Annotated in this window: 28 protein-coding genes; 11 read left to right on the forward strand and 17 right to left on the reverse strand. The window is 51.6% G+C overall.

Translation table 11 applies throughout. The features are described 5' to 3' along the window. Nucleotides 1–20: 20 nt before the first annotated feature. The 4 genes from csgG to csgD are packed head-to-tail and all read right to left on the reverse strand — an operon-like array spanning nucleotide 21 to nucleotide 2,362. On the reverse strand, nucleotides 21–854 hold the full coding sequence (gene csgG, locus AM379_RS16550) for a curli production assembly/transport protein CsgG (protein WP_014169519.1): 834 nt from the start codon (nucleotides 852–854) through the stop codon (nucleotides 21–23). Nucleotides 855–880: 26 nt separating this feature from the next. Next, nucleotides 881–1,294 carry a curli production assembly/transport protein CsgF gene (gene csgF / locus AM379_RS16555; protein ID WP_020884701.1) on the reverse strand — a complete coding sequence of 138 codons (414 nt, stop codon included), beginning with the start codon at nucleotides 1,292–1,294 and terminating at the stop codon, nucleotides 881–883. Nucleotides 1,295–1,317: 23 nt separating this feature from the next. Beyond that, a complete protein-coding gene (gene csgE, locus AM379_RS16560) occupies nucleotides 1,318–1,707 on the reverse strand; it encodes a curli production assembly/transport protein CsgE (RefSeq protein WP_106503926.1) in 390 nt (129 codons plus the stop codon). A 4-nt stretch (nucleotides 1,708–1,711) separates the two neighbouring features. Beyond that, complete coding sequence (csgD, locus tag AM379_RS16565; RefSeq protein ID WP_020884699.1) at nucleotides 1,712–2,362, reverse strand: biofilm master transcriptional regulator CsgD; 651 nt, start codon at nucleotides 2,360–2,362, stop codon at nucleotides 1,712–1,714. A gap of 766 nt (nucleotides 2,363–3,128) precedes the next feature. On the opposite strand from csgD, the gene csgB reads away from it, so the two are divergent. The 5 genes from csgB to ymdB all read left to right on the forward strand — a co-directional run bounded on the left by csgB (nucleotide 3,129) and on the right by ymdB (nucleotide 5,602). Next, a complete protein-coding gene (csgB, locus tag AM379_RS16570) occupies nucleotides 3,129–3,584 on the forward strand; it encodes a curli minor subunit CsgB (RefSeq protein ID WP_044857904.1) in 456 nt (151 codons plus the stop codon). A 41-nt stretch (nucleotides 3,585–3,625) separates the two neighbouring features. Continuing rightward, nucleotides 3,626–4,081 carry a curli major subunit CsgA gene (gene csgA / locus AM379_RS16575; protein ID WP_014169524.1) on the forward strand — a complete coding sequence of 152 codons (456 nt, stop codon included), beginning with the start codon at nucleotides 3,626–3,628 and terminating at the stop codon, nucleotides 4,079–4,081. Nucleotides 4,082–4,140: 59 nt separating this feature from the next. Then, nucleotides 4,141–4,473 (forward strand): curli assembly chaperone CsgC, encoded by a 333-nt coding sequence (csgC, locus tag AM379_RS16580; RefSeq protein ID WP_106503927.1) that lies wholly within the window; start codon nucleotides 4,141–4,143, stop codon nucleotides 4,471–4,473. A gap of 159 nt (nucleotides 4,474–4,632) precedes the next feature. Further along, nucleotides 4,633–4,953, forward strand: coding sequence for a hypothetical protein (locus tag AM379_RS16585; protein WP_014169526.1), 321 nt, complete (start codon nucleotides 4,633–4,635; stop codon nucleotides 4,951–4,953). Nucleotides 4,954–5,059: 106 nt separating this feature from the next. Continuing rightward, complete coding sequence (gene ymdB / locus AM379_RS16590) at nucleotides 5,060–5,602, forward strand: O-acetyl-ADP-ribose deacetylase (RefSeq protein WP_106503928.1); 543 nt, start codon at nucleotides 5,060–5,062, stop codon at nucleotides 5,600–5,602. Nucleotides 5,603–5,636: 34 nt separating this feature from the next. Here ymdB and mdoC read toward each other — a convergent pair whose 3' ends face one another. After that, entirely contained in the window at nucleotides 5,637–6,776 is a 1,140-nt protein-coding gene (gene mdoC, locus AM379_RS16595) for a glucans biosynthesis protein MdoC (protein ID WP_014169528.1), read from the reverse strand. Between the two features lie 255 nt (nucleotides 6,777–7,031). Here mdoC and mdoG point away from each other — a divergent pair, with 255 nt between their 5' ends. The 3 genes from mdoG (at nucleotide 7,032) to AM379_RS16615 (ending at nucleotide 11,415) form a co-directional block, all read left to right on the forward strand. Continuing rightward, on the forward strand, nucleotides 7,032–8,585 hold the full coding sequence (gene mdoG, locus AM379_RS16605; RefSeq protein WP_025204472.1) for a glucans biosynthesis protein MdoG: 1,554 nt from the start codon (nucleotides 7,032–7,034) through the stop codon (nucleotides 8,583–8,585). Then, on the forward strand, nucleotides 8,578–11,106 hold the full coding sequence (mdoH, locus tag AM379_RS16610; RefSeq protein ID WP_106503929.1) for a glucans biosynthesis glucosyltransferase MdoH: 2,529 nt from the start codon (nucleotides 8,578–8,580) through the stop codon (nucleotides 11,104–11,106). Before mdoG ends, mdoH begins: the two co-directional genes overlap by 8 nt. An 81-nt stretch (nucleotides 11,107–11,187) precedes the next feature. Next, nucleotides 11,188–11,415: a YceK/YidQ family lipoprotein gene (locus AM379_RS16615; RefSeq protein WP_020884695.1), complete on the forward strand. Its 228-nt coding sequence runs from the start codon at nucleotides 11,188–11,190 to the stop codon at nucleotides 11,413–11,415. A 6-nt stretch (nucleotides 11,416–11,421) separates the two neighbouring features. Here the strand turns inward: AM379_RS16615 and AM379_RS16620 are convergent, their stop codons facing one another. The 3 genes from AM379_RS16620 to AM379_RS16630 all read right to left on the reverse strand — a co-directional run bounded on the left by AM379_RS16620 (nucleotide 11,422) and on the right by AM379_RS16630 (nucleotide 14,178). Further along, a complete protein-coding gene (locus tag AM379_RS16620) occupies nucleotides 11,422–11,796 on the reverse strand; it encodes a MysB family protein (RefSeq protein WP_020884694.1) in 375 nt (124 codons plus the stop codon). A gap of 84 nt (nucleotides 11,797–11,880) precedes the next feature. Continuing rightward, complete coding sequence (gene mdtG / locus AM379_RS16625; RefSeq protein ID WP_032681267.1) at nucleotides 11,881–13,110, reverse strand: multidrug efflux MFS transporter MdtG; 1,230 nt, start codon at nucleotides 13,108–13,110, stop codon at nucleotides 11,881–11,883. A gap of 141 nt (nucleotides 13,111–13,251) precedes the next feature. Beyond that, on the reverse strand, nucleotides 13,252–14,178 hold the full coding sequence (locus AM379_RS16630) for a Kdo(2)-lipid IV(A) acyltransferase (protein ID WP_014169534.1): 927 nt from the start codon (nucleotides 14,176–14,178) through the stop codon (nucleotides 13,252–13,254). A 223-nt stretch (nucleotides 14,179–14,401) separates the two neighbouring features. Here AM379_RS16630 and trhO point away from each other — a divergent pair, with 223 nt between their 5' ends. Then, the gene (trhO, locus tag AM379_RS16635) at nucleotides 14,402–15,451 is read left to right on the forward strand and encodes an oxygen-dependent tRNA uridine(34) hydroxylase TrhO (RefSeq protein WP_020884692.1); all 1,050 of its coding nucleotides are present in this window, start codon (nucleotides 14,402–14,404) and stop codon (nucleotides 15,449–15,451) included. 41 nt (nucleotides 15,452–15,492) lie between these two features. Here the strand turns inward: trhO and AM379_RS16640 are convergent, their stop codons facing one another. The 9 genes from AM379_RS16640 to mdtH form a co-directional block, all read right to left on the reverse strand. After that, nucleotides 15,493–16,071 carry a YceI family protein gene (locus AM379_RS16640; RefSeq protein WP_020884691.1) on the reverse strand — a complete coding sequence of 193 codons (579 nt, stop codon included), beginning with the start codon at nucleotides 16,069–16,071 and terminating at the stop codon, nucleotides 15,493–15,495. Between the two features lies 1 nt (nucleotide 16,072). Continuing rightward, the gene (locus AM379_RS16645; RefSeq protein ID WP_032670551.1) at nucleotides 16,073–16,639 is read right to left on the reverse strand and encodes a cytochrome b; all 567 of its coding nucleotides are present in this window, start codon (nucleotides 16,637–16,639) and stop codon (nucleotides 16,073–16,075) included. Nucleotides 16,640–16,867: 228 nt separating this feature from the next. Further along, complete coding sequence (locus AM379_RS16650; RefSeq protein WP_032670549.1) at nucleotides 16,868–16,981, reverse strand: DUF2770 family protein; 114 nt, start codon at nucleotides 16,979–16,981, stop codon at nucleotides 16,868–16,870. 59 nt (nucleotides 16,982–17,040) lie between these two features. After that, on the reverse strand, nucleotides 17,041–18,159 hold the full coding sequence (gene solA / locus AM379_RS16655; RefSeq protein WP_049022472.1) for an N-methyl-L-tryptophan oxidase: 1,119 nt from the start codon (nucleotides 18,157–18,159) through the stop codon (nucleotides 17,041–17,043). A 116-nt stretch (nucleotides 18,160–18,275) separates the two neighbouring features. Beyond that, entirely contained in the window at nucleotides 18,276–18,530 is a 255-nt protein-coding gene (gene bssS, locus AM379_RS16660) for a biofilm formation regulator BssS (RefSeq protein ID WP_008500827.1), read from the reverse strand. A 272-nt stretch (nucleotides 18,531–18,802) separates the two neighbouring features. Continuing rightward, entirely contained in the window at nucleotides 18,803–19,048 is a 246-nt protein-coding gene (dinI, locus tag AM379_RS16665) for a DNA damage-inducible protein I (RefSeq protein ID WP_020884687.1), read from the reverse strand. A gap of 74 nt (nucleotides 19,049–19,122) precedes the next feature. Then, entirely contained in the window at nucleotides 19,123–20,169 is a 1,047-nt protein-coding gene (gene pyrC, locus AM379_RS16670) for a dihydroorotase (protein WP_032677867.1), read from the reverse strand. 126 nt (nucleotides 20,170–20,295) lie between these two features. Continuing rightward, entirely contained in the window at nucleotides 20,296–20,856 is a 561-nt protein-coding gene (locus AM379_RS16675) for a lipoprotein (RefSeq protein WP_020884685.1), read from the reverse strand. 124 nt (nucleotides 20,857–20,980) lie between these two features. Beyond that, complete coding sequence (mdtH, locus tag AM379_RS16680; protein WP_014169547.1) at nucleotides 20,981–22,189, reverse strand: multidrug efflux MFS transporter MdtH; 1,209 nt, start codon at nucleotides 22,187–22,189, stop codon at nucleotides 20,981–20,983. A gap of 236 nt (nucleotides 22,190–22,425) precedes the next feature. Between mdtH and rimJ the strand changes: the two genes are divergently transcribed. Both rimJ and AM379_RS16690 read left to right on the forward strand, forming a co-directional pair. Continuing rightward, nucleotides 22,426–23,010, forward strand: a complete 585-nt coding sequence (rimJ, locus tag AM379_RS16685) for a ribosomal protein S5-alanine N-acetyltransferase (RefSeq protein ID WP_013097146.1) — start codon at nucleotides 22,426–22,428, stop codon at nucleotides 23,008–23,010. A 9-nt stretch (nucleotides 23,011–23,019) separates the two neighbouring features. Continuing rightward, the gene (locus tag AM379_RS16690) at nucleotides 23,020–23,670 is read left to right on the forward strand and encodes a YceH family protein (RefSeq protein WP_014169549.1); all 651 of its coding nucleotides are present in this window, start codon (nucleotides 23,020–23,022) and stop codon (nucleotides 23,668–23,670) included.

Here is a 23,670-nt window from a genome sequence, read left to right on the forward strand (position 1 = left end):
CCTTTTTTATGCGCTTCCTGTCAGGATTCCGGAGGCACTGACATATCGCGGTATTTAACCAGTATCGGGTTTTGCGCCTCTGCTTTGTTCTGCAGGTCCCACAATCCACGATCGATACCATCATTAATCAGGAAGATTACCCCGGTTTCTATGGCTGACATCAGACACATCATGACCGGTTCGTTAGAGGTATACCCGATTTCACCCTCCAGCAAACGCTGGTAATCGATGAAGCGGAAAACCCCGGCCTGCACTTCATAAGAAAGAATGGTTTTGCTGGTCGTTACCGAAGAGAGCACTTCGCCCGTGCTGACGTTGACGACACGCAGGTTAACGGCGATTTGGTCGAGCTGATATTGCGTATCAGCACCGATACCAAAGTAACGCGCGCCCACACCACCCGATTTAACGTTGCTTTCATAACCAATAATCGATCCCTCGATCATGACGTTCGCCGCGGCCAGTGATTCCAGCGGCATGCGGTTATTATTCGCGACGGTGCCATTTTCCTGCGCAGCGCGAATAATTTTCCGTTCATTTAACAGGTTCTGCAGACCCTGACGTTCCAGAGGAATAAACCAGTGCGAATCTTTCAGGGCGGTCACCAGCATGGCGGTGGCGCTCTGTGGCACTGCCGTAGAGAAGTTACTTGCCGGATAAGGTTTAAATTGTCCCGTTTCATCCTGAATGTTGTAAACCGAGACAAATATTTTACCGGTCGGCGCAGGTAAATGTGTTAAATCACGATAGCTTTGAGCCCGAGGCATTAATGTTGGTTTTGCAGCTTCTTTAGGTGGAGCAGTTAAACAACCGCTCAATAAGCACACTGCAACAAATATCAGGAAGCGCTGCATGATCGTTGTCCTTATTTCGTTGTTGTTTAAAAGTTCGTTGAATCACTTTGTAGACCGGAAACCTGAATGGTGGAGGTTTTCCCGGTTTTTCGATCGGTAACGTTCAACTGGAGTTGTCCGTCCTTGTTGGCGATGTCGACAATGAAGTCGTTGGTCACCATTCGGCCGGGTTTGCCGGTATTAATGTTGGTCAGCAACCCTCCCAAAATCTGCGACTGGATAGCCTGCGTGAAGTTGTCCAGTGCCGATGGGGTATCGACGCTAAAATCCTTAAAGCTGGGATCCTTATAGGAGTTTTGCGCCTGGGCTTCGTTCAACAGAAACGCCCCATTATTGGGATTACCGCCAAAGTTAGGGTTACGGAACTGGAACGTCATATTTCCGGCCCAGCTTATAGGGGTTATTAGCATTATCGAAACAACTGCATATGCAATACGCATGACAGCCTCCGGATATAGGTTCGCTAGAATTCGTCTTTTGCTAAATCGCTGGTGCTTAATAGCGCTTTATCAATTTGCAGGCGATTAATAGCATCTTCTGATTGAGCCAGTGCTAAGGCTACGTTTTTATCGAAGTCTATTTTCGTGGGGAATAAAAATGTTTGATAAATAACGTCCTGATTAGCCGTTATTGTTATCCAACTTCCCCATCGTGCACTGGGTCGCTCGTTGATTGTTATATTTCCAGTAAATGTACTGTCCCATTTGTCACTGAATGCACGATAAAAATTGTGCCCGACCGAGGAGACAGTGTGGTCTGTTAACAATCCGGGAACTTCGACCTCGACGGCCCGTACGTTCCCGGCAGCGAGCATAAAACTCGCTGCGACGATCCAACTCAACGTACGTTTCATTTGATTAACGCCTGAGGTTATCGTTTGCCCATGAAACAGCCTGAGTTCGGTTCTTAACAGCTATCTTCTTGAAAAGATTATAAAGGTGCGTCTTTACCGTATTTTCGCTGATAAATAACGAACGGGCGATTTCAATATTTGAAGCACCAATGCGCAATTTGTTCAGGATCTCTTTCTCACGGTGCGTTAGCAGCGCTGACTCTGAACTGTTATAGCGGTAATTTCCGGAGTGCGTGATGAGGTAGCTGGCAAGTTTTTGCGAAAAATAACACTCGCCACGCAATATACCCTGCAGACCTTCGACCAGCCGATCTTCTTCTTCCGTGATATAGAACACACCATTGATATGCGGCCAGCTTTCAATATCTCTGAAGGGATACTCATCAGGGGTATTCAATAATAACACGCGGATATTATTGTTTTTCCTGCTTAAATTATCTTGCCAGTAATGGATAAGCTTTTTATCCGCTTCCATCATATCAATCAGAATGATACTGCCAGGTGCAATATCATCAAAAGAACGTTGAATATTATGTAATTTCCCGTGCAGAGACAGCGATTGCTTTAAATGTTGTAATAAAGCGGTCGCTTGCAACGAAGGTTTTGTGATCAACAGTAACGTATGACCATGTAAACTTTGGACTTCATTATACATGATGAAACCCCACTTTTTTATGACACCTGACAGCGGTCCTCCAGATAAAAAAGAGGACCCCAGAAGTACTGACAGATGTTGCACTGCTGTGTGAAGAAAAAAACCATAACCTCCAGCAGGAGGTAAATATAAAACAAATTTCGTACATCTGATTTCAATCTAGCTATTACTAACTTTAAAGCAAGTGTTAAACGTGTAACAGGATGTAAAAATCAATATTAATTTGTGAAAATGGACTCTTTTAAATGTTGTGGAATGATAAGAAAGTTGTACATGTAAATAACCCTGCACAGATTTTAAAAATCATACAAATATTTATAATTGTTTGATTTTTATGAATATTAATTATTTATTTCTTCCTGTAAAGAGGTATGAGTCACAGAGATTTTCTAAGTCCTGTAATGAACGGTGCTGCGTCTTAAGAAAACAGGTCTCGTGTCACGTGTTGTGTAAAATGTCCTCCTGGCGTTTCGTTTAGCGTCCGTTGCATGGGGGCTTTACCCCTCTCGTCCCGCTGCGTAATCGATTATTAAGAAAAGCTTAATAGAAAAATAAGAACCCCGGTCTATAACGTTTTTTTGCATGGAATTACTACTTTGAGGTGACGTGATAAATAAAAATAAGCCACGCGGGTGAGATATTTAAAATGTTTCGGCAGACATACTCATCACCGTAACGACGCGTTAACAAATTACGAGTCGTTCTAACACGAAGTCACAGTAACAAGGTTATGGCGTTATCAAATAGCCAGGTCCAGGGTGACAACATGAAAAATACATCGTTATTTATGATGTTTACATTACTGGGTGCGCCTGGATTTGTAATCGCGGCTGATTCAGATTTGGCTAACGCTGAATATAACTTCACGGTTAATGAATTAAGTCGTTCATCATTAAATCAGGCAGCCATTATTGGTCAGCAGGGCATGTTAAATGATGCTCAGGTTCGCCAGGACGGGTCAAAATTATTGTCCATTGTTTCTCAGGATGGAGTAGGCAACAGAGCGAGAGTTGATCAATCAGGGACTTATAATATTGCCTGGATCGATCAGAGCGGTAGCGCGAATGATGCAGGTATTACGCAAGATGGATATGGTAATAGTGCGAAAATTATCCAAAAAGGGTCGGGTAATAGAGCAAATATTACGCAGTACGGTACGCAGAAAACCGCAGTTGTAGTGCAGAGACAGTCGCAAATGGCGATTCGCGTTATTCAGCGTTAGTTATTTAGCGGCGACTTTAATCAATCCGATGGGGGTTTACCATGAAATTTATCAAAGTGGCAGCAATTGCAGCAATCGTAGTTTCTGGTAGTGCTATGGCCGGTAGTATTAATCAAGGCGGTTGGGGTAACGGGCATGGCCACGGTGGTCATGACAGTGGTCCAAATTCAACGCTGAGCATTTACCAGTACGGTGGCGGTAACTCGGCTCTCGCTTTGCAAACCAGTGCGAGAAATTCCACACTGACCATTAATCAGAGTGGCGGCGGTAACGGTGCTGACGTTGGTCAGGGCTCTGATGACAGCTCAATTAGTCTGACTCAGAATGGTTTCGGTAACAGCGCAACGCTTGACCAGTGGAATGGTAACCACTCGGTGATGAACGTTAGCCAGTACGGTGGTGGCAACGGTGCTGCTGTTGATCAAACCGCATCCGGATCCACTGTGACTGTTCAGCAGGTTGGTTTTGGCAACCACGCGACTGCACATCAGTATTAATTTCCAGTCTGTGCTACAAAAAACAGGGCATTTGCCCTGTTTTTTTTCGGGAGTTCATCATGAATACCTTAATTCTCCTCGCGGCGCTTTCCAGTCAGATCACGTTTAAAACATCGCAACAGGGAAATATGACCACCATTATTCCGCAGGTTATTCTGACGGAACCGTGTGAATGTCAGGTGCAGATTGTCTCTTTGCGACAGGGGCAGGGGGGGCAAAGTTCTTCACGGCAACAAAACACACTTTTTATTCCCGCTAATCAGACGACTGATTTAATGCGGCTGAGTTTAAATATAGATTCTGGAGACAAGGTGAACATTACTGTCACCGTCTCTGACGGGAAATCGCTTCATTTATCACAGCAATGGTCCCCGGCGGGAAGTGCGCTCTAATGATTATGAAATCAAGACGTTGTGGATATGGCGGGCGTGCGCGGTTGAGCTATGCTGTTATCAGGAGCTGTGCAGTGCTGTTCCATAACGTGATGCTTTGTTTGCCCTAACGGAGCGCGTTTACCCCTCAAGGACGACTTTCATTGAGGAGTACATATAGTGACCAAATATTTAGCCCGACGGGTTTATGGTTTAGGTTTGATCCTCTCTGCATTTATTACTCCCGCTTTTTCAGCCACGATTGTCGACGGTGGTGTGATTCATTTTCGCGGCGCTATTGTCGCAGACCCCTGCGTGGTCACACCGCATCATGACGCGTTTGCAATGACATGCCCGGATAATAATCGGATGCAAACGCGCAGAGTCAGCTATGAAGATGTACTTAACGGTCAGGTCAACGATTCCAGCCTCGCAACTCTCAGCATGAAGTACCTTAATCCCGAAAAAACGCTCGCGGTTGTTCAAATTCAGTATCGTTAATTCTCGCTCTTCCGCTCCCCGGCGGAAGAGGTTTTTCCCCGATAGTTTTTTATCCATACCTCCTCTGCGATACACTTAAGAAAAAGGCGGGTAGCAGAGGGTACGTATGAAACCGCAAATTGAAGTCATTCATGGCGATATTACGACGATGCACGTCGACGTGATCGTTAATGCGGCCAATCCATCACTGATGGGCGGGGGCGGTGTTGACGGCGCAATCCACCGGGCTGCAGGACCGCAGCTCCTTGAGGCCTGTAAAGCTGTGCGTCAGCAGCAGGGTGAATGTCCTCCGGGTCATGCGGTGATTACCCTCGCGGGAGATCTTCCTGCCAAAGCGGTGATTCACGCTGTGGGGCCTGTATGGCATGGCGGCGATCGGCATGAGGCGAGTATTCTGGAGGAGGCGTACCGCAACTGCCTGCGCCTGGCAGCGGATAACGGCTATAAGACGATGGCTTTTCCGGCTATCAGCACTGGGGTATATGGATATCCAAAACCTGCCGCTGCCACGATCGCGGTAGAGACCGTTTACCGATACCTCTCCCTCAAGCCGATGCCTGAGAAGGTGATTTTTGTCTGTTTCGACGACGAAACCACGCACCTTTATCAGCGGCTTCTCACGCAGCGTGGACAGGACGTAGAGAGCTAAAACAAACGCGGCGCACTGAGTGCGCCGCGTTTGTTTATGAGGCTTTAGCCTGTGGTTTTCCTGAAAAGAGGAAACGCAGGAGCGGGATCCGCAGATGGATTTCATAAAGCACGATGGCAATCCCAATCACAAAGACCAGTCCGGTAAAGAAACCCAGCGTGTTGGACGCAATATGTGGCGTGATATAAGCGCCGAAGAACAGCGTCAGCGGGTGGTGCACCAGGTAAATAAACAGTGAAGCATTGACGAAGTAGGTCACGCGGCTGGACTTAAAGTTCAGCAAGCGGTGTCCCAGCGCGAAGACCACATTCACCATCCACAGACCCAGCAGCATGGTGATCACGCTTTCTGTTTCATACATCCAGCCATCGCCGCTGCCATAGCGCTGATTTAACAGATAGGCCGCAAACGCGATAGCGGCACCCAGGGCGCACCATGGCGACGGGGTGGTAAACAGCGATTTAAGTTTGGGATGAATAAATGCCAGCGCACCGGCTAAAAAGAAGGGGATGTAAAACAGCGACTGCATCACGACGAAATTGAACAGCCCGTCACTCAGTATCGGCGGATACACGATAAATAGCGTGCGTCTCACGGCCGCATAGGCGATACCCAGCAGCAAAAAGAGCAGAGACAGTTTACCCAGCGTAATATTGGCGAAGAAGGTATCGGCCTGGGTACTCAGGCGATGGCGCAGGCGGCTGAAAATGACCAGGCTGACCGTGGTGAGCACCACCAGGACCAGCAGGAACCACAGGTGAGACACCAGTTCCCAGACCAGGGTATTGTACTTTTCATACAGCGTCAGATTTGGCCAGTTCTCCGCTTTGCCTTTGACGTACTGCAACATAATAAACTGCGGCAACGTCAGCAGGGGAATGGCGGTCAACATCGGAATGCCCACACGCTCCACGCGCACTTTCCACCAGCGTTTTACCGGGTAGCGTAAGAACAGCATGTAGGAGAAATAGCCGGATATGACAAAAAACACCTGCATACGAAAGGCATGGATAAAGTCATTAAACAGCGTGAGCCACCAGGAAGGCATCTGGCTATTCACATGCCAGGTGTGGCTGGAGTAAATCAGTGAAATGTGAAAGGGGATCCCCAACAGCATCAGCCATGCCCGGATCGAGTCGAGGAAATATTCACGTTCTACAGGTGTTGAGCTCATATAACTTTGTGCATTCTCAGACTTTTCGCCTTATCCCTAAGACTCATAATGGTTACATTCGAAGCCAACCCTACACCAAGACCGACACCCTGTCTCCAGGATAAGCACGCAAAGTGAAAAGCGGGTTCTTTCATTTGCTTAATCCATGAGCCAGCGAGCTGAACAAAGCAGTGATAATGTTGTCGGATTGCCTGAGTTTCCATTAAAATGGATCGGATCGATATAAGCACACAAAGGGGGAAGTGCTTACTTATTATGAAACATAAACCACAGATGATGAAAATGCGTTGGTTGGGTGCTGCAGTGGTGTTATCTCTGTATACCTCATCGGCACTGGCCTTTAACATCGACGATGTCGCAAAACAGGCAAAATCGATGGCAGGCAAGAGCTACGAAGCGCCAAAAAGTAACTTGCCCTCCGTTTTCCGCGACATGAAGTATGCGGACTATCAGCAGATCCAGTTCAACCATGACAAAGCGTACTGGAACAACATTAAAACCCCGTTCAAGCTTGAGTTCTATCATCAGGGAATGTACTTCGACACGCCTGTTGCCATTAATGAAGTGACGGCGACCGCGGTACGTAAAATCAAGTACAGCCCGGATTACTTCAATTTTGGCAATGTTCAGCACGATAAAGATACGGTTAAAGACCTGGGCTTCGCTGGCTTCAAGGTGCTTTACCCGATCAACAGCAAAGATAAAAACGACGAAATCGTCAGCATGCTCGGTGCCAGCTACTTCCGCGTGATCGGGGCAGGGCAGGTGTACGGGCTTTCTGCGCGTGGCCTCGCCATTGATACCGCGCTGCCATCAGGTGAAGAGTTCCCACGTTTCCGCGAGTTCTGGATTGAACGTCCAAAACCAACCGACAAACGCCTGACTATTTATGCACTGCTGGATTCCCCGCGTGCGACCGGTGCTTATCGCTTTGTGATTATGCCTGGCCGTGACACGGTCGTTGACGTGCAGTCCAAAGTTTACCTGCGCGATAAAGTCGGCAAACTGGGCGTTGCACCGCTGACCAGTATGTTCCTGTTTGGGCCGAATCAGCCGTCACCGGCGACGAACTTCCGCCCGGAACTGCACGATTCCAACGGTCTTTCTATTCATGCAGGTAATGGTGAGTGGATCTGGCGTCCGCTGAATAACCCGAAACATCTGGCTGTTAGCAGTTTTGCGATGGAAAACCCGCAAGGTTTCGGCCTCCTGCAGCGTGGCCGTCAGTTCTCCCGATTTGAAGATCTGGATGACCGCTATGACCTGCGCCCAAGCGCCTGGGTCACGCCGAAAGGTGACTGGGGTAAAGGTAAGGTTGAGCTGGTTGAAATTCCAACCAATGACGAAACCAACGATAACATCGTTGCTTACTGGACGCCGGATCAGCTGCCGGAAGCCGGTAAAGAGATGAACTTCAAATACACCATTACCTTTAGCCGCGACGAAGACAAACTGCATGCGCCGGATAACGCGTACGTCATGCAGACTCGCCGTTCTACGGGTGATGTGAAGCAGTCTAACCTGATCCGTCAGCCTGATGGCACCGTGGCCTTTGTTGTGGACTTCGCGGGCCAGGATATGAAAAAACTGTCCCCGGATACCGCCGTTGCCGCTCAGGCGAGCATCGGTGATAACGGTGAAATCGTTGAGAACACCGTACGCTATAACCCGGTAACGAAAGGCTGGCGTCTGACGCTGCGCGTGAAAGTGAAAGATCCGAAACAGACCACTGAAATGCGTGCTGCGCTGGTCAGTAACGATCAGCCGCTGAGTGAAACCTGGAGCTATCAGCTACCTGCCAATGAATAATACATCTGAATATATTGATGCCATGCCGCTGACGGACATTGAAAAAGCGGCGCTGCCTAAAAGCGACATCCGCGCGGTGCATACCGCGCTGGATGGCGAACATCGTCCGTTTTCCCGTGACGATGATACGCCGCTGGGGTCAGTAAAGGCGCGTCTGGAGCAGGCATGGCCAGACTCGCTGGCAGAAGGGCAGTTGATTAAAGACGATGAAGGACGCGATCAGCTTCAGGCAATGCCGAAAGCCACGCGTTCCTCAATGTTCCCTGACCCGTGGCGCACCAACCCGGTTGGCCGCTTCTGGGATCGCCTGCGTGGGCGTGATGTTACGCCGCGCTATCTGTCGCGCCTGACGAAAGAAGAGCAGGCCTCCGAACAGAAATGGCGTACCGTGGGGACCATTCGTCGCTACATTCTGCTGTTACTGACGCTGGCGCAGACCGTGGTCGCTACCTGGTACATGAAAACCATTCTGCCTTACCAGGGCTGGGCGCTTATCAACCCTGTAGACATGATGGGCCAGGATATCTGGGTCTCCTTCATGCAGCTGCTGCCGTATATCCTGCAGAGCGGCATTCTTCTGCTGTTTGCCGTTCTCTTCTGCTGGGTGTCAGCCGGTTTCTGGACCGCGCTGATGGGCTTCCTGCAGCTGCTGATGGGGCGGGACAAATACAGCATTTCAGCCTCAACGGTCGGGGATGAACCCCTTAATCCTGAGCACCGTACGGCGCTGATCATGCCTATCTGTAACGAAGACGTTGACCGCGTATTTGCGGGTCTGCGTGCGACCTGGGAGTCCGTAAAGGCAACCGGTAACGCGGCGCATTTTGACGTCTATATCCTGAGTGACAGCTACAACCCGGACATCTGCGTTGCCGAGCAAAAAGCCTGGATGGAACTGATCGCGGAAGTGCAGGGTGAAGGCCAGATCTTCTACCGCCGTCGTCGTCGTCGCGTGAAGCGTAAAAGCGGAAACATCGATGACTTCTGCCGTCGCTGGGGGAATCAGTACAGCTACATGGTGGTGCTCGATGCTGACTCCGTAATGAGCGGCGACTGCCTGAGCGGTCTGGTGCGTCTGATGGAAGCCAACCCGAACGCGGGGATCATCCAGTCTTCGCCAAAAGCGTCCGGTATGGACACGCTTTATGCGCGCTGCCAGCAATTTGCAACCCGCGTCTACGGGCCGCTCTTTACCGCTGGTCTGCACTTCTGGCAACTGGGTGAGTCTCACTACTGGGGTCACAACGCCATTATCCGCGTGAAGCCGTTCATTGAGCACTGTGCGCTGGCTCCGCTGCCGGGTGAAGGTTCGTTTGCGGGGTCTATTCTGTCGCACGACTTCGTGGAAGCTGCGTTGATGCGTCGTGCTGGCTGGGGCGTCTGGATCGCCTACGACCTGCCGGGATCTTACGAAGAGCTGCCGCCGAACCTGTTGGATGAGCTCAAGCGTGACCGCCGCTGGTGTCACGGTAACCTGATGAACTTCCGCCTGTTCCTCGTAAAAGGGATGCACCCGGTTCACCGTGCTGTGTTCCTGACTGGCGTAATGTCTTATCTCTCCGCACCGCTGTGGTTTATGTTCCTTGCGCTCTCTACTGCGCTACAGGTGGTGCATGCTCTGACGGAACCGCAATACTTCCTGCAACCGCGCCAGCTGTTCCCGGTGTGGCCGCAGTGGCGTCCGGAGCTGGCGATTGCGCTGTTTGCCTCCACCATGGTGCTGCTGTTCCTGCCTAAGCTGCTCAGTATCATTCTGATCTGGTGCAAAGGCTCGAAAGAGTACGGTGGTTTCTGCCGCGTGACGCTCTCGCTTCTGCTGGAAGTGCTGTTCTCGGTGCTGCTGGCGCCGGTGCGTATGCTGTTCCATACCGTGTTTGTGGTCAGCGCGTTCCTCGGCTGGGAAGTGGTCTGGAATTCACCGCAGCGTGATGATGACTCCACGCCGTGGGGGGAAGCCTTCATGCGTCATGGCTCGCAGCTGCTGCTGGGTCTGGTATGGGCGGCAGGTATGGCCTGGCTGGATCTGCGCTTCCTGTTCTGGCTGGCACCGATTGTCTTCTCGCTGATCCTGTCACCGTTTGTGTCAGTGATTTCGAGCCGTTCAACGGTGGGGCTGCGTACCAAACGCTGGAAACTGTTCCTGATCCCGGAAGAGTATTCGCCGCCACAGGTGCTGGTGGATACCGACACGTATCTGGAGCAGAACCGCAAACGTTCGCTGGAAGATGGTTTTATGCACGCGGTGTTTAACCCGTCATTTAACGCTCTGGCGACGGCCATGGCGACAGCGCGTCACCGTGCAAGCCAGGTACTGGAGATTGCCCGCGATCGTCACGTTGAGCAGGCGCTGAACGATACGCCGGAAAAACTCAACCGCGACCGTCGTCTGGTGCTGTTGAGCGATCCGGTTACGATGGCACGCCTTCACTACCGTGTGTGGTCTGCGCCGGAAAAATACTCTTCGTGGGTCAGCCACTATAAAGAGATTAAAATTAATCCACTCGCGCTGAAGGCGAAGTAAGCCTTCTGTGCCCGGCAGCGTTACGCTACCCGGCAAATAAAAATACCGGCTGAAAAGTCGGTATTTTTTTAGAGGTCATTGATGAAAATAATCCTCGCCGTGATGATGGCGTGTTTACTCAGCGGCTGTGGCAGCATCATCAGCCGCACCATTCCAGGGCAAGGCCACGGTAATCAGTACTACCCCGGGGTAAAATGGGATGTACGTGACTCAGCGTGGCGCTATCTCACCGTGCTCGATTTACCGTTTTCACTGGTATTCGATACGCTATTGTTGCCGATCGACGCTCAGCACGGCCCTTATGAATAGGGGAAATTAACGCTCATCCCACTCATCGGCTGCGGTCTGTCCTTCTTCCGTATCCAGCGGTGGCTCGAGCTGAAATTCGCCCTCATCCCACTCGTGCAGGGTGTTTTCTTCAAGCCATTCCTGCCGTAGTTCGATTTCGTCATAGTCGCCATCAAAGACGGCCTGCGCACCTTCTCCGCTCAGGACCGGCAAACATTCTCCTTCCTCGCCATCATCAGCAAAGAATTCGGCCTGCCACATAATATCCCCGTCCTGCAGAACGTATTTCTGGATATTAAGTTGTTGCACGTCAGCATTTTCTTCCTCAACGCCGGGATTATCGGCGAGGAACTCTTCACGAGCGGCATCAATAGCTTCTTCCAGTGTGGCGTACATGGTCATTGGTGTCTCCCTGTTTTCCTGAAGGTTTCAGGGAAAGAATAGCTGAATATCGGGTTCTGCAAGTATGAATGCAAAAATAAGCTGTCACGCGTTTGTCTTATTAACGACTGGTCGTAAAGCCCTCGATAAACTGAACCACGAATAAATCGCATTAAACAACACCACGCCCGCGGTGACGATAAACACGGCGCGGAAACCAAAACTGGCGGAAATCCCGGCTCCGACAAGCGGTCCGGTGACGTTGCCGATATCGCGAAATGACTGGTTATAGCTAAAAATGCGGCCGGCTATCTGGTTCGTTGAGTTGTACACCAGCAGGGTCTGAACCGCAGGCAGTAACGCGCCGTCTGCTGCTCCCAGTAAGAAACGCAGCAGGCCAAGTTGCCACGGCGCTTGTACCATCGACATCGGAATGAGGAGCAGAACGGAAATCACCAGGGCGCATATCAGGATTTTTTCCGGGCCCACGCGGTCCCCCAGTTTTCCCAGCCTCGGGGCGCTGAGCAGCGCTGCCACGCCGGGCACCGACGCGATAAGCCCGCTGATAAACGCAATATTACTGACGTCACCGGCCAGATCGCGAACGTAGAGCGTCAGAATAGGGGCAATCGACCCGGTTGCTACCTGAATAATCAGGGTCGTGACGAACAGGCTTAGCACCAGCCTGGGATTTTTAAGCGAGGTCAGCACATCCCGTGCGTGGAGCATCTCTTTTCGGGGGACTGGGGTGAAACGTTCACGGATACAGAGCAGCGTGACGATAAAGCAGAGAAAAAGGACGCTGGCAGTAATGAAAAAGACCGGACGCAGGCCGTAGTTATCCGCCAGCAGCCCGCCTGCCAGCGGTCCCAGCAATGCGCCGCTCACGCCACCGGTGGAGAGCGTGCCGAGCGCCCAGCCGCTTTTGTGTCGCGGAATTTGGGTGGCGATGAGCGCATTTGCGTTAGGAATAAAGCCCCCCAGCAGGCCCAGTAACGCGCGCAAAATCAGAAATTGCCAGACGTTCTGCGCAAGGCCCATCAGCGCCATGATGATGGCCATCCCCAGTGCCGAACGCAGCAGCATGATCTTTCGTCCTTTGCGATCGGCAAGGCCACCCCAGAAGGGCGAAGCAATCGCGGAAAAGAGAAAGGTGATACTGAAGACCAGGCCAGACCACATATTGAGCGCACTGTGACCGGTGACGCCAAGTTGTTCAACGTAAAGCGGCAGGAAGGGCATCACCAGGCTAAACGCCGCACCGGTGAGAAAACAACCAAGCCACGCAACCGTGAGGTTACGCTTCCAGTTTATGGGGGCATCTGAGGGTGACATAACAATCCGCATAATGAGGTGCAGAGCACCATAGGCCTGAAGTAATAAGCCTGCTAAGTATGCGCCTGGGTTATGATCGCTGCAATGCGGAGGCGCTTTTAAAGCTAAATGAGCGTGCGGCCCTGATGGCCGCACGGAAAATTAATAGCGCGACGGCATACCCTCTGGCCGCGTTTTGAAGCGACGATGGAGCCACATATACTGCTCCGGCGCGAGCATGATGCATTTCTCAACCACTCTGTTCATCCAGCGAGCGGTCGTTTCCGCATCGTCCAGCGGCGGCGCGAGTTCCGGCTCGAGCATCATTAACTCGTAGCCTGAGCCATCCGGCTTGCGACGCGGGACAAACGGGACGATCGCGGCTTTGGACATTTTCGCCAGCATCCAGGTACCGGTGGTTGTGGCCGCCTCTTCAACGGCGAAGAACGGGACAAATACGCTGGATTGTGGGCCATAATCGTGGTCAGGGGCATACCAGATCACTTCACCTGATTTCAGCGCGCGGATCATCCCCTTCAGGTCTTTACGGTCGATCATACTTTTGTTGGAGCGCATACGACCATTGGTCTGGATTAAATCGATCACCGGGTTATCGTTAGGGCGATAAACACCAATACCGGGTGCCTGCATGCCAAACATACGCGCACCGATCTCCAGCGTCAGAAAATGCACGCCAATCAGCAGTACGCCTGTCTTATTGGCCTGAAGCGTATGCACAGGCTCCATACCTGTCCCGGTGACTTCACTCCAGCGGGCCATCCGTTTGTCTGGCCAGAACCATGCCATACCGGTTTCCATCAGCCCCATGCCAACGGATTCGAAATTCCTGGTAACCATCTCATGACGTTCCGCCTCGCTCATCTGCGGGAAGCACAGCTCAAGGTTGCGGTAGGCAATCCTGGCGCGGCGTTTCATGAATTTTTGACCAATACGGCCCACACATTTGCCCACACGGAAAATCACAGGGTAAGGGAGTTGGACCATCAGCCATAAAAAACCAATGCCAAGCCAGGTCAACCAATAGCGGGGATGCAAAAGGGCGACAGTAAATTTCGGTAACTGGGTCATGTCTTTCCTGTGTTCTAACGTCCTGTTTAGCTATTGTCTCATTTTTTGAGGCGTAGCCAAAATGTCTGTCTTCGAAACGTGTACGAATGCAGCAATTGTTAAGTCTGACTAACTAGGGGTGTGTGAAATGTAGCGTAAATTGTGTGGATGTAAATTGTCATTGTTTGCTATATGATGCCGACCGATTTTTCATTCTCTCTAACGATTGCAGGACTTGTACACCATGCCAGTGTTACACAACCGCGTTTCGAATGAGATGTTAAAGGCGCGTATGTTGGCTGAAACCGAACCGCGCACGACAATCTCATTCTACAAATACTTCACCATCAACGATCCACAAGCGACCCGCGATGCGCTTTATCAGGCCTTCACGACGCTGAATGTTTTCGGTCGCGTCTATCTTGCCCGTGAAGGCATCAATGCCCAGATCAGCGTACCGGAAAGCAAAGTAAACGCCTTCCGCGACCTGCTTTACGGGTTCGATCCGGCTCTCAACGGTGTACGCCTGAACATTGCCCTGGATGATGACGGTAAATCATTCTGGGTGCTGCGCATGAAAGTGCGTGAACGCATTGTCGCGGACGGTATTGACGATCCGGCGTTTAACGCCGCTGATGTCGGGGAATACCTGAAAGCGGCGGAAGTGAATGCGATGCTGGACGATCCGGATGCGGTGTTCATCGATATGCGTAACCACTATGAGTATGAAGTGGGGCATTTCGAAAACGCGATGGAAATTCCGGCTGATACCTTCCGCGAGCAACTGCCAAAAGCGGTTGAGATGATGCAGGAACATAAAGATAAAAAGATCGTGATGTACTGCACCGGCGGGATCCGCTGTGAGAAGGCCAGCGCCTGGATGAAGCACAACGGGTTTAATAAGGTCTGGCACATTGAAGGCGGCATTATTGAGTACGCCCGCCGTGCCCGTGAGCAGGGTTTACCGGTGCGTTTTATCGGTAAGAACTTTGTCTTTGACGAACGAATGGGCGAGCGTATTTCAGAGGATGTGATTGCCCACTGTCACCAGTGCGGTACGCCGTGTGATACCCATACCAACTGCAAAAATGACGGATGTCATTTGCTGTTTATTCAGTGTCCGGCCTGTGCCGAGAAATTTAACGGATGCTGCAGCGAACTGTGCAGTGAAGAGAGTATGCTGCCGGAAGAGGAACAGCGCCGTCGTCGTGCAGGACGGGAAAACGGTAACAAGATTTTTAATAAATCCCGTGGCCGTCTGAACACCAAACTGGGTATTCCCGACCCTGAATAAGGCTGATGCCCGGCAGTGTGAAAGCCTGCCGGGCGTCGTTATTAAGACTTCTGCTGAACGCCTTCAACGGAAATAATCAGTTCGACATCCTGAGAAGCCGGGCCCAAATCGGTAGTAATATTAAAGTCTTTCAGGTGAATTTTACCTGCGGCTTCAAATCCGGCACGTTTACCCCCCCACGGATCGTCACCCTGGCCCATTAATTTTGCATTCAGCGTAACCGGTTTTGTCACGCCGTTGAGCGTCAGGTTGCCGGTAATATCCAGCTTATCGCCATCTTTTTTCACTTCCGTGGAGGTGAAGGTGGCCTGTGGGAATTTAGACACGTTCAGGAATTCCGCACTGCGCAAATGTTTATCGCGTTCTGCATGATTGGTGTCGACGCTGTTGGTATTAATGGTCACGTTGACTTTATCGGCGGCAGGATTTTTTTCGTCAAAGCTGAATGTGCCGTCAAAATCATTAAAGGTGCCATACAGCCAGCTATACCCGAGATGCTGAATACGGAAATTGACGAAAGCATGTTGGCCCTCTTTATCAATTTTATAGTCAGCAGCAACGGCTGAGCCGGTGGTAAATAACAGAGAACCCAGTGCGATACCCAGCAGGTGTTTTTTCATTTTAAGCTCCAGAGTCAACTGACGAGCGGCCAAGCATGCGCTTTAGCGTATCGTCTTTATCGATGAAATGATGTTTAAGGGCGGCAAGCCCGTGCAGCACGGACAGGATAACCACGCTCCATGCCAGCCAGAGGTGAATCACCCCGGCAATATCGGCCTGTGATCCCGCATCGGCAAGCGTTGCCGGGACATCAAAAATGCCAAAAACGCTTATTGGCTTACCTTCTGCTGTCGAGATGAGATAGCCGCTGATCAGAAGCGCGAAGAGCAGCGCATAAAGCGTAATATGCGCGGCAACAGCGCTGATACGGGTAAATTTACTGTGGGTCTTTGGCGCGGCAGGCGGCGGTGAAATGTGTCGCCAGATCACGCGAATAACCAGCCCCATCATCAGCAGCACGCCGATGCTCTTATGCAGCTCCGGGGCCTGGTGATACCAGCCATCGTAATAGCTTAGCGTCACCATCCAGAGGCCAAGTCCGAACATGGCATAGACCGCAATAGCAAATATCCAGTGCAAGCTTATGGATATAATTCCATAGCGCCGGGAGGTGTTACGCAATTGCATCAGGATTACCATTATCAAATAAACAGAGCAGTAAAAATGAACGGGAAGGAATGATATTGCAACTGAAATAAGTCGATATTGATTTTTATTTTATTTATTTCAGCGGTTTTGAAAATGATCCGCAAAGGTAATTCAATGTCTTCGTGCAAGACTTAACAAAGGGCTAATTGAGGAATTGTTCTAACTTAAGTAAATATAAAGTAATGTCAATAAATGTCAGGCAGGCTTTCAGTAAAATACAATGTAAATAAAATCAATGATGGCCAGCAGCGCCCACAATAAGATATAGAGCATCAAATGCTCACGAATATTATTGATGAGAAAACCCACAACTTTGCGCATAGCGCCCCGCAAACCGTAACATGAAGACGGGCTCCGGAACGTCCGAAGCCCGTGGTGGATTATCCGTTAAAACGTGAAAGAGAGAAGGGCGTCAGATCAAACTGCGGTGTAATACCCTGGGCAAACTGCGCGGCAATTTCACCCAGCACCGACGCGAACTTAAAGCCGTGACCGCTCAGACCGGTGATGAGCAATGTATTCTCATGCCCGGGGAGCGTATCGATAATAAAGTCTTCGTCCGGCGTGTTGTCGTAGGTACATGCCGCGCCATAGAGTAAGCCACCGACGCCCGGCAGAATATTTCGCAGGAACGAGAAGGCTTCAGAGCCATCCTGTGGGTAGGCGCCAAACGGTTTACGTTCTTCAGGAGAGGAGATAATTTGTCCCCCATTGTGTTTCCCGATTTTGAGCGCGTCTTTATCCGAAGGGAAGCCGTAGAACTGATCGCCGTTGGGTAACTCGCCGGTGAACGCCGGGAATTTATTCTGCGTACTGTAACGGCCATCAGACTGGAACCAGGAGAAGACCTTGCGCACCGGCTGTACGGGCAGGTCTGGCAGCAGACGGGTTACCCAGGTACCTGCACTGATGAGCAATCGGGAGGCCGTGTACTCTCCGTCCAGGGTTGTCACCGTGACGCCGTCAGCGTCATGTTTAATGGCCTCGACCGGGCAATTGAAAAGCTGGGCGCAGCCTGCTTTCGCGGCCAGCGCTATCCAGGTTTTTATTGCTGTTTCGCAATGCAACACCCCAGAATGGGCTTCAAAGAGACCAACATAATCGTCCGGGACGGTGATTTCCGGCCAGCGTGACATGATCCCCGCCGCGTCGAGCTTCTCAACGTCCAGGTTGAATGTCTTCGCGCTGCGTTCGACGCTGGCGAGAAAATCAGAGTGGGCAGGACCAAGGTTAATGATACCCGTGCGTTCGAAAATGCGTTCCTCAGTCTGTTTAGCCAGTTCGTCCCAGAGCGCTTGCGCGCGAAGTACCAGCGGGACATAGCGCTCGCCTTCACCATAGGCGTGACGAATGAGGCGAGTATCGCCATGATGGCTTCCCTCTGAATGAGGGGGAAGATGGGCATCTATCATCAGAACCTTGAGGCCAGCCTGGGTGGCATAATATCCGGCGGCAGAACCAACGGAGCCGCTACCAATAATAATCAGATCATATTTCATGGGCATCTCTTAAACTAACGCTTTGTTAGCAGAGTAATTAACATCGGGGGCTTATACAAGGGAGAAATAAATAAGGCACCCCAAGGGTGCCTGTAGAGTGAAAAGTGGGCTAAACGCTAATGCCGTTTATACTCATTTTCCTGGTAGTCGCCAGATTCTATTTTTGCGATGCCTGCTTCCAAAATAGAAATAAACTGACGGGCGACGTCTGTCGTAAGCCACAGCGTCTGTCCAACTTCCGCTTCTTCACGGTTCAGCTGATTTGGGGTCTGGTAGTGCAAACGCAGCATCAGTGCATCGTAGCTGTCTACGGTACTGATATCCCAGCCAACGAGTGGGTGGGTCTGGATGACTTCGCTATTCTTTTCCATTATAACCCCCATAATGCGTGTTAGAAGACAACGACTTCGAGGTTCAATGCATGTTTTTCTGAAGCAACTTCAGTATACAAGTAATAAGGGTTCCTAAGGGAAAAATAAACAGCTAGCAACACATTTTTCTGCTTTTTAGGATTGTTCGAACAATAAAACACCATGTTGTTCACGATTTTTAAAGAAGTTGCCGAATTAATTTGAACTTTCTGGATTTTCAGGCGAAAAAAAAGCCGGGGCGACCCGGCAAAAAACACAATGAGGGAGCAGTGTTAATCTGTGATGAACCAGTCGTCGGCGCTTTCCCACGTTTCCTGCAGGATTTCGGTGATACGCGCTTTATCTTCTTTCGCGCCGCCAATGACGGAGAGGTTGTTTGCGGCCGCGTAACGCACCGTTACGGCACCATCGTTTTCGGGAAAGGTGTTGTTAATACGACGGGATAATTCGCCTGCAAGCGCATCAAGCGCGCCGGCAGGCAGAACGGTAGTTTTGGCTATGGTGACTTCAATACGCATAAATGCCCCCTGTGTAATATACTGTTTATTTATACAGGTATATTATCGGTTTGACAACAAGGGGCACTGATTTTTTAGCGTTTTACCGTCCAGCGAACGGTTTCACCTGCCAGGAATGGGATCAGCGTGTCATCGGTCAGTGGAATGGCTTCCTCAACCTGGCTCTCTTTACGTTCCAGCTCAATGAAGGTCTCATTGACCGGCAGCCCATAAAAACGGGGGCCATTGAGTGAGCAGAACGCCTCGAAATGCGGCAGGGCATTCATCTCTTCAAACACGGTTGCATAGCTGGCGAGAGCGGTTGGGGCATTAAAGCAGCCCGCACAGCCGCAGCTTGCTTCTTTGCGATGACGCGCATGAGGTGCGGAATCCGTGCCCAGAAACGCGCGGGAGAAACCGCTGGCAACCAGTTCGCGCAGCGCCTGCTGGTGAATGTTACGCTTGAGGATCGGCAGGCAGTACAGATGCGGACGTACACCGCCAACCAGCATGTGGTTACGGTTAAACATCAAATGCTGTGGCGTGATGGTGGCGGCGATAAGCTCGTTACCGTCGCGGACATACTCCGCGGCATCTTTGGTGGTGATGTGCTCGAAGACCACTTTGAGCGCGGGAAGGCGCTGACGCAGGGGCTCCATCACGGTGTCGATAAAACGGGCTTCACGGTCGAAGATGTCGATCTCGGCATGCGTGACTTCACCGTGAACCAGCAGCGGCATACCCAGTTTCTGCATGCGCTCCAGTACCGGCATGATGGCATCAATGCTGGTAACGCCGTGGCTGGAGTTGGTGGTGGCATTGGCCGGGTAAAGTTTCGCAGCGGTGAATACGCCTTCGTTAAACCCGCGTTCCACTTCGTTTGGATCCAGGGAATCGGTCAGGTAGCAGGTCATCAGCGGGGTGAAATCATGGCCCGCCGGGACGGCATCCAGAATGCGCTGGCGATACGCCATTGCGGCATCGACGGTGGTGACTGGTGGCACCAGGTTAGGCATGACAATCGCGCGGCCATAAATTTCGCTGGTATAAGGCACGACGGTTTTGAGCATATCGCCATCGCGCAGATGGATATGCCAGTCGTCAGGGCGGCGGATTTTAAGAACCTGGGGTTGTGCAGTCATGGAAGCTCCGGCTTGTCAGGAATCAGTCATTCGGATGGCTGTTTTTGCCGGACACAAATCATAAGCGGAAACGTTTTCGTTTGCACACTTTTCCGTAAAAAAAAGGGCGCCTCGGCGCCCTACGGGTTAATCAGTGAAGGGAATAATGATTTCTCCCGGTTTCACCTCTATCCCTTTAGCATACTTTTTCGCAAGCGCTTCACCCTTGCTCTTGTCTTCACTTAAGACATAGGCTGGCTGCTGATTAAAATAGTTACGCAGCGACTGATTCAGATAAGGCATCAGGGTTTGCAGCACAGATTTCATCTTGTCCGGCGTGACTTCCGCATCGACAACTTCCATCTCCTGCAGGTAAATAGCCCCTTTCTCTTTGTTAAAGACCGGCAGCGCTTTCAGCTTCAGCTTGATATTGGCTTTCTGGTTGCCGAAGAGGGAGGTCATATCGAGGTTTGCATCCCCGTTCAGCGTCACTTTGTTTGGCTCTTCACGTCCTATCTGGCTGGTCAGGTTACTGAGGACGATATGCGCATCGGCAAGCCCGGGCACGCCGATGTCTTTTGAAAAGTTGTTATGTTTTTCCAGCGCCTGATTAATTTCCTGTTCACTGACGGTGTATTGCGTAAGCTGGTTACAGCCCACCAGCAGACCGCTGACAATGAATGCAGCGGCAATGACAATTTTCTTCATAGTGTTCCTCAACGAAAAATCGGCGCTTCTGTCCTGTTACGTCAGTATGTCAGTGTGAAATGGCAGAAACCAGCAGAAAAAACTGAGAAGTGAGGCGGGAGGGACCTCCCGCCAGAGGGAAGGGCTACGCGCCCGGTTCGAGCATGCCGCTTGCGCTGCGCTTCTGGCTGAACTGCCACCAGAGGGCCAGCAGCGTCATAAAGCCCACCGCGCCGAGCATCATCCACGGCAGTTCCGGTTGATTCAGCGCTTTGCCTGCATCAAACAGCCAGCCGCCGCCGGCGTAACCCAAAGCCCCACCAAAGGCCAGACCGAGTCGGCTGAACCCCATATAGCTGCCGCGGGCACGCGCATCTGCAAGCGAGGCGCTCAGCGTCTCACGAGCCGGCTCGGCGATGATAGAGCCGATATAGAAGGTGCAAATCAGCGTAAACAGCTGCTGGAGAGAATTCACCAGACCGATGGGCATCATGCTCAGTGTCATTAAAAACAGCCCGGCCATCAGACGATGCTCCAGGCGAAAACGCCGTTCACTCCAGCGGGCAATCGGATAGAGCAGCGTCAGCGAAAGCGCGGCTTCGATGGCGTACATCCATTTCACGGCGGCCGGGGTTCCCGCAATATCATTGACCATGATAGGCAGCATCAGCATCACCTGCACGGCAAGCATGTAGTAACCCGTCAGGGTCAATACGTAGGTGACAAAACGTTTGTCGTGCAGGACGCGGCCCAGCCCTTCGCGTACCGGCGCTTTCACCGTCGACAATTTCCATGCTGGCAGATACAGGCCATTAAAGAGGGCGCACAGAATAAAGAGCACCGCGCCAGCCGCGCAGACCAGACGGAAATCGTACTGCAGCAACCAGCTCCCCAGAAGCGCGCCAATTACCGCGCCCGCGCTGTCCTGCATCATCAAAATCGAGAAGAAACGTCCGCGGTGCTGCGGGCGAATTAACTTCACCACCAGCGCGGTGCGCGGCGGGTCAAACAGGGTTCCGCCGATCCCGGAGAGAAAGCAGGAGAACCACAGAAGCCAGGGCTCATGGGCAACCGCCATCGTGGCAAAGCCTGCCGCACGAAGCAGCATACCGGTCACAATCATCGGTTTCGCGCCGAAGCGGTCAGCAATGGCGCCGCCAAACACCCCAAGGCCTTGCTGGACAAACTGGCGTAACCCCAACGCGATGCCAACCATCAGCGCCGCCCAGCCCATTTGATCGACAAAGCGGATCGAGATAAGAGGAAACACGACAAAAAAGCCGAGCACGACCAGCATGTTATCGACTAGCAGGAAATATTTACCCAGGCTCCTCGCCTGTGATACGCGGGACATTTTCCCTCCAGGGAAAACAGGATGGTGAGCACGCTAACATTCTGCGGGGTTACTGCGCGTTTTCCCACCCCTGGGCGTGACAATATTTTTTTATCAAAAGAACGCTTTGATAGAGAGTTCTCATCGAAAAATGTGAAAAGAGGTCAAAATGGTATGTCACTGTTTTCACAGACGGCGCAGGCACAGGTATAGTAAAGCTAATGGGTCAGCAGAAGTGACGGGAAGGAGTGGTATCGATGTTTGGCTATCGCAGTAATGTGCCAAAAGTGCGTCTGACAACGGACAGGCTGGTCGTTCGTCTGGTGCATGAGCGTGATGCCTGGCGTCTGGCGGATTATTACGCCGAGAATCGCCAGTTTTTAAAACCCTGGGAACCCGTTCGGGATGAGAGCCATTGTTACCCATCCGGCTGGCAGGCGCGCCTCAGTATGATTGCGGAATTTCATAAGCAGGGAAGTGCGTTTTATTTTGCGCTGCTGGATCCTGAAGAAAAAGAGATCATCGGCATCGCCAACTTTTCAAACGTCGTGCGCGGATCGTTTCACGCCTGCTACCTCGGCTACTCCATCGGTCAGAAATGGCAGGGGCAGGGGCTGATGTATGAAGCATTAACGGTGGCGATCCGTTATATGCAACGCACGCAACATATTCATCGTATTATGGCGAACTATATGCCGCATAATCAGCGCAGCGGTAATTTGCTGGCGCGTTTAGGGTTTGAGAAAGAGGGTTACGCCAAAGACTATCTGCTGATAGATGGAGAATGGCGCGACCATGTCCTCACGGCATTAACCACCCGGGACTGGACAGCGGGTCGCTAAGGAGAAGAGATGAAATATCAGTTAAGCGGTGCAGAAGCGCGCGTCGTCGGATGCCTGCTGGAAAAACAGGTCACGACGCCGGAGCAATATCCGCTCTCTGTCAATGCCGTCATGATGGCCTGCAACCAAAAGACCAACCGCGAGCCGGTAATGAACCTCAGCGAGCATGACGTTCAGGATGTGCTGGATGAACTGGTGAAACGCCATTATCTGCGCACCGTCAGCGGCTTCGGAAACCGCGTCACCAAGTACGAACAACGTTTTTGTAATTCCGAATTCGGCGACCTGAAGTTGAGCGCCGCGGAAGTGGCGGTGATCGCGACCCTTTTACTGCGCGGGGCACAAACTCCCGGCGAGCTGCGCACGCGGGCTTCCCGTATGCATGAGTTTGCGGATATGCAGGAAGTGGAACAAACCCTGGAAGGGCTTGCAACCCGCGAGGATGGCCCTTACGTGGTGCGTCTGGCACGCGAACCGGGCAAGCGTGAGAGCCGCTATATGCATCTCTTCAGTGGCGAGGTGGATACCGCGACGCTGGCAACGGAACAAGAGTCCACTGTTGTCAGCGGCAGCCTGACGGCGCGCGTGGACGCGCTGGAAGAGGAGGTCGCTGGGCTGAAACAGCGCCTGGACGCACTGCTGGCACATTTGGGAGATTAA

The organism is Enterobacter cloacae complex sp. FDA-CDC-AR_0132, assembly GCF_003010695.1.
Lineage (GTDB): Bacteria > Pseudomonadota > Gammaproteobacteria > Enterobacterales > Enterobacteriaceae > Enterobacter > Enterobacter ludwigii.

Bases quoted from the DNA above. Each gene is read 5' to 3' on its own strand.
- csgG (WP_014169519.1), bottom strand. From the start codon at position 854: ATGCAGCGCTTCCTGATATTTGTTGCAGTGTGCTTATTGAGCGGTTGT.
- csgF (WP_020884701.1), bottom strand. From the start codon at position 1,294: ATGCGTATTGCATATGCAGTTGTTTCGATAATGCTAATAACCCCTATA.
- csgE (WP_106503926.1), bottom strand. From the start codon at position 1,707: ATGAAACGTACGTTGAGTTGGATCGTCGCAGCGAGTTTTATGCTCGCT.
- csgD (WP_020884699.1), bottom strand. From the start codon at position 2,362: ATGTATAATGAAGTCCAAAGTTTACATGGTCATACGTTACTGTTGATC.
- csgB (WP_044857904.1), top strand. From the start codon at position 3,129: ATGAAAAATACATCGTTATTTATGATGTTTACATTACTGGGTGCGCCT.
- csgA (WP_014169524.1), top strand. From the start codon at position 3,626: ATGAAATTTATCAAAGTGGCAGCAATTGCAGCAATCGTAGTTTCTGGT.
- csgC (WP_106503927.1), top strand. From the start codon at position 4,141: ATGAATACCTTAATTCTCCTCGCGGCGCTTTCCAGTCAGATCACGTTT.
- ymdB (WP_106503928.1), top strand. From the start codon at position 5,060: ATGAAACCGCAAATTGAAGTCATTCATGGCGATATTACGACGATGCAC.
- mdoC (WP_014169528.1), bottom strand. From the start codon at position 6,776: ATGAGCTCAACACCTGTAGAACGTGAATATTTCCTCGACTCGATCCGG.
- mdoG (WP_025204472.1), top strand. From the start codon at position 7,032: ATGAAACATAAACCACAGATGATGAAAATGCGTTGGTTGGGTGCTGCA.
- mdoH (WP_106503929.1), top strand. From the start codon at position 8,578: ATGAATAATACATCTGAATATATTGATGCCATGCCGCTGACGGACATT.
- AM379_RS16615 (WP_020884695.1), top strand. From the start codon at position 11,188: ATGAAAATAATCCTCGCCGTGATGATGGCGTGTTTACTCAGCGGCTGT.
- AM379_RS16620 (WP_020884694.1), bottom strand. From the start codon at position 11,796: ATGACCATGTACGCCACACTGGAAGAAGCTATTGATGCCGCTCGTGAA.
- mdtG (WP_032681267.1), bottom strand. From the start codon at position 13,110: ATGTCACCCTCAGATGCCCCCATAAACTGGAAGCGTAACCTCACGGTT.
- AM379_RS16630 (WP_014169534.1), bottom strand. From the start codon at position 14,178: ATGACCCAGTTACCGAAATTTACTGTCGCCCTTTTGCATCCCCGCTAT.
- trhO (WP_020884692.1), top strand. From the start codon at position 14,402: ATGCCAGTGTTACACAACCGCGTTTCGAATGAGATGTTAAAGGCGCGT.
- AM379_RS16640 (WP_020884691.1), bottom strand. From the start codon at position 16,071: ATGAAAAAACACCTGCTGGGTATCGCACTGGGTTCTCTGTTATTTACC.
- AM379_RS16645 (WP_032670551.1), bottom strand. From the start codon at position 16,639: ATGCAATTGCGTAACACCTCCCGGCGCTATGGAATTATATCCATAAGC.
- AM379_RS16650 (WP_032670549.1), bottom strand. From the start codon at position 16,981: ATGCGCAAAGTTGTGGGTTTTCTCATCAATAATATTCGTGAGCATTTG.
- solA (WP_049022472.1), bottom strand. From the start codon at position 18,159: ATGAAATATGATCTGATTATTATTGGTAGCGGCTCCGTTGGTTCTGCC.
- bssS (WP_008500827.1), bottom strand. From the start codon at position 18,530: ATGGAAAAGAATAGCGAAGTCATCCAGACCCACCCACTCGTTGGCTGG.
- dinI (WP_020884687.1), bottom strand. From the start codon at position 19,048: ATGCGTATTGAAGTCACCATAGCCAAAACTACCGTTCTGCCTGCCGGC.
- pyrC (WP_032677867.1), bottom strand. From the start codon at position 20,169: ATGACTGCACAACCCCAGGTTCTTAAAATCCGCCGCCCTGACGACTGG.
- AM379_RS16675 (WP_020884685.1), bottom strand. From the start codon at position 20,856: ATGAAGAAAATTGTCATTGCCGCTGCATTCATTGTCAGCGGTCTGCTG.
- mdtH (WP_014169547.1), bottom strand. From the start codon at position 22,189: ATGTCCCGCGTATCACAGGCGAGGAGCCTGGGTAAATATTTCCTGCTA.
- rimJ (WP_013097146.1), top strand. From the start codon at position 22,426: ATGTTTGGCTATCGCAGTAATGTGCCAAAAGTGCGTCTGACAACGGAC.
- AM379_RS16690 (WP_014169549.1), top strand. From the start codon at position 23,020: ATGAAATATCAGTTAAGCGGTGCAGAAGCGCGCGTCGTCGGATGCCTG.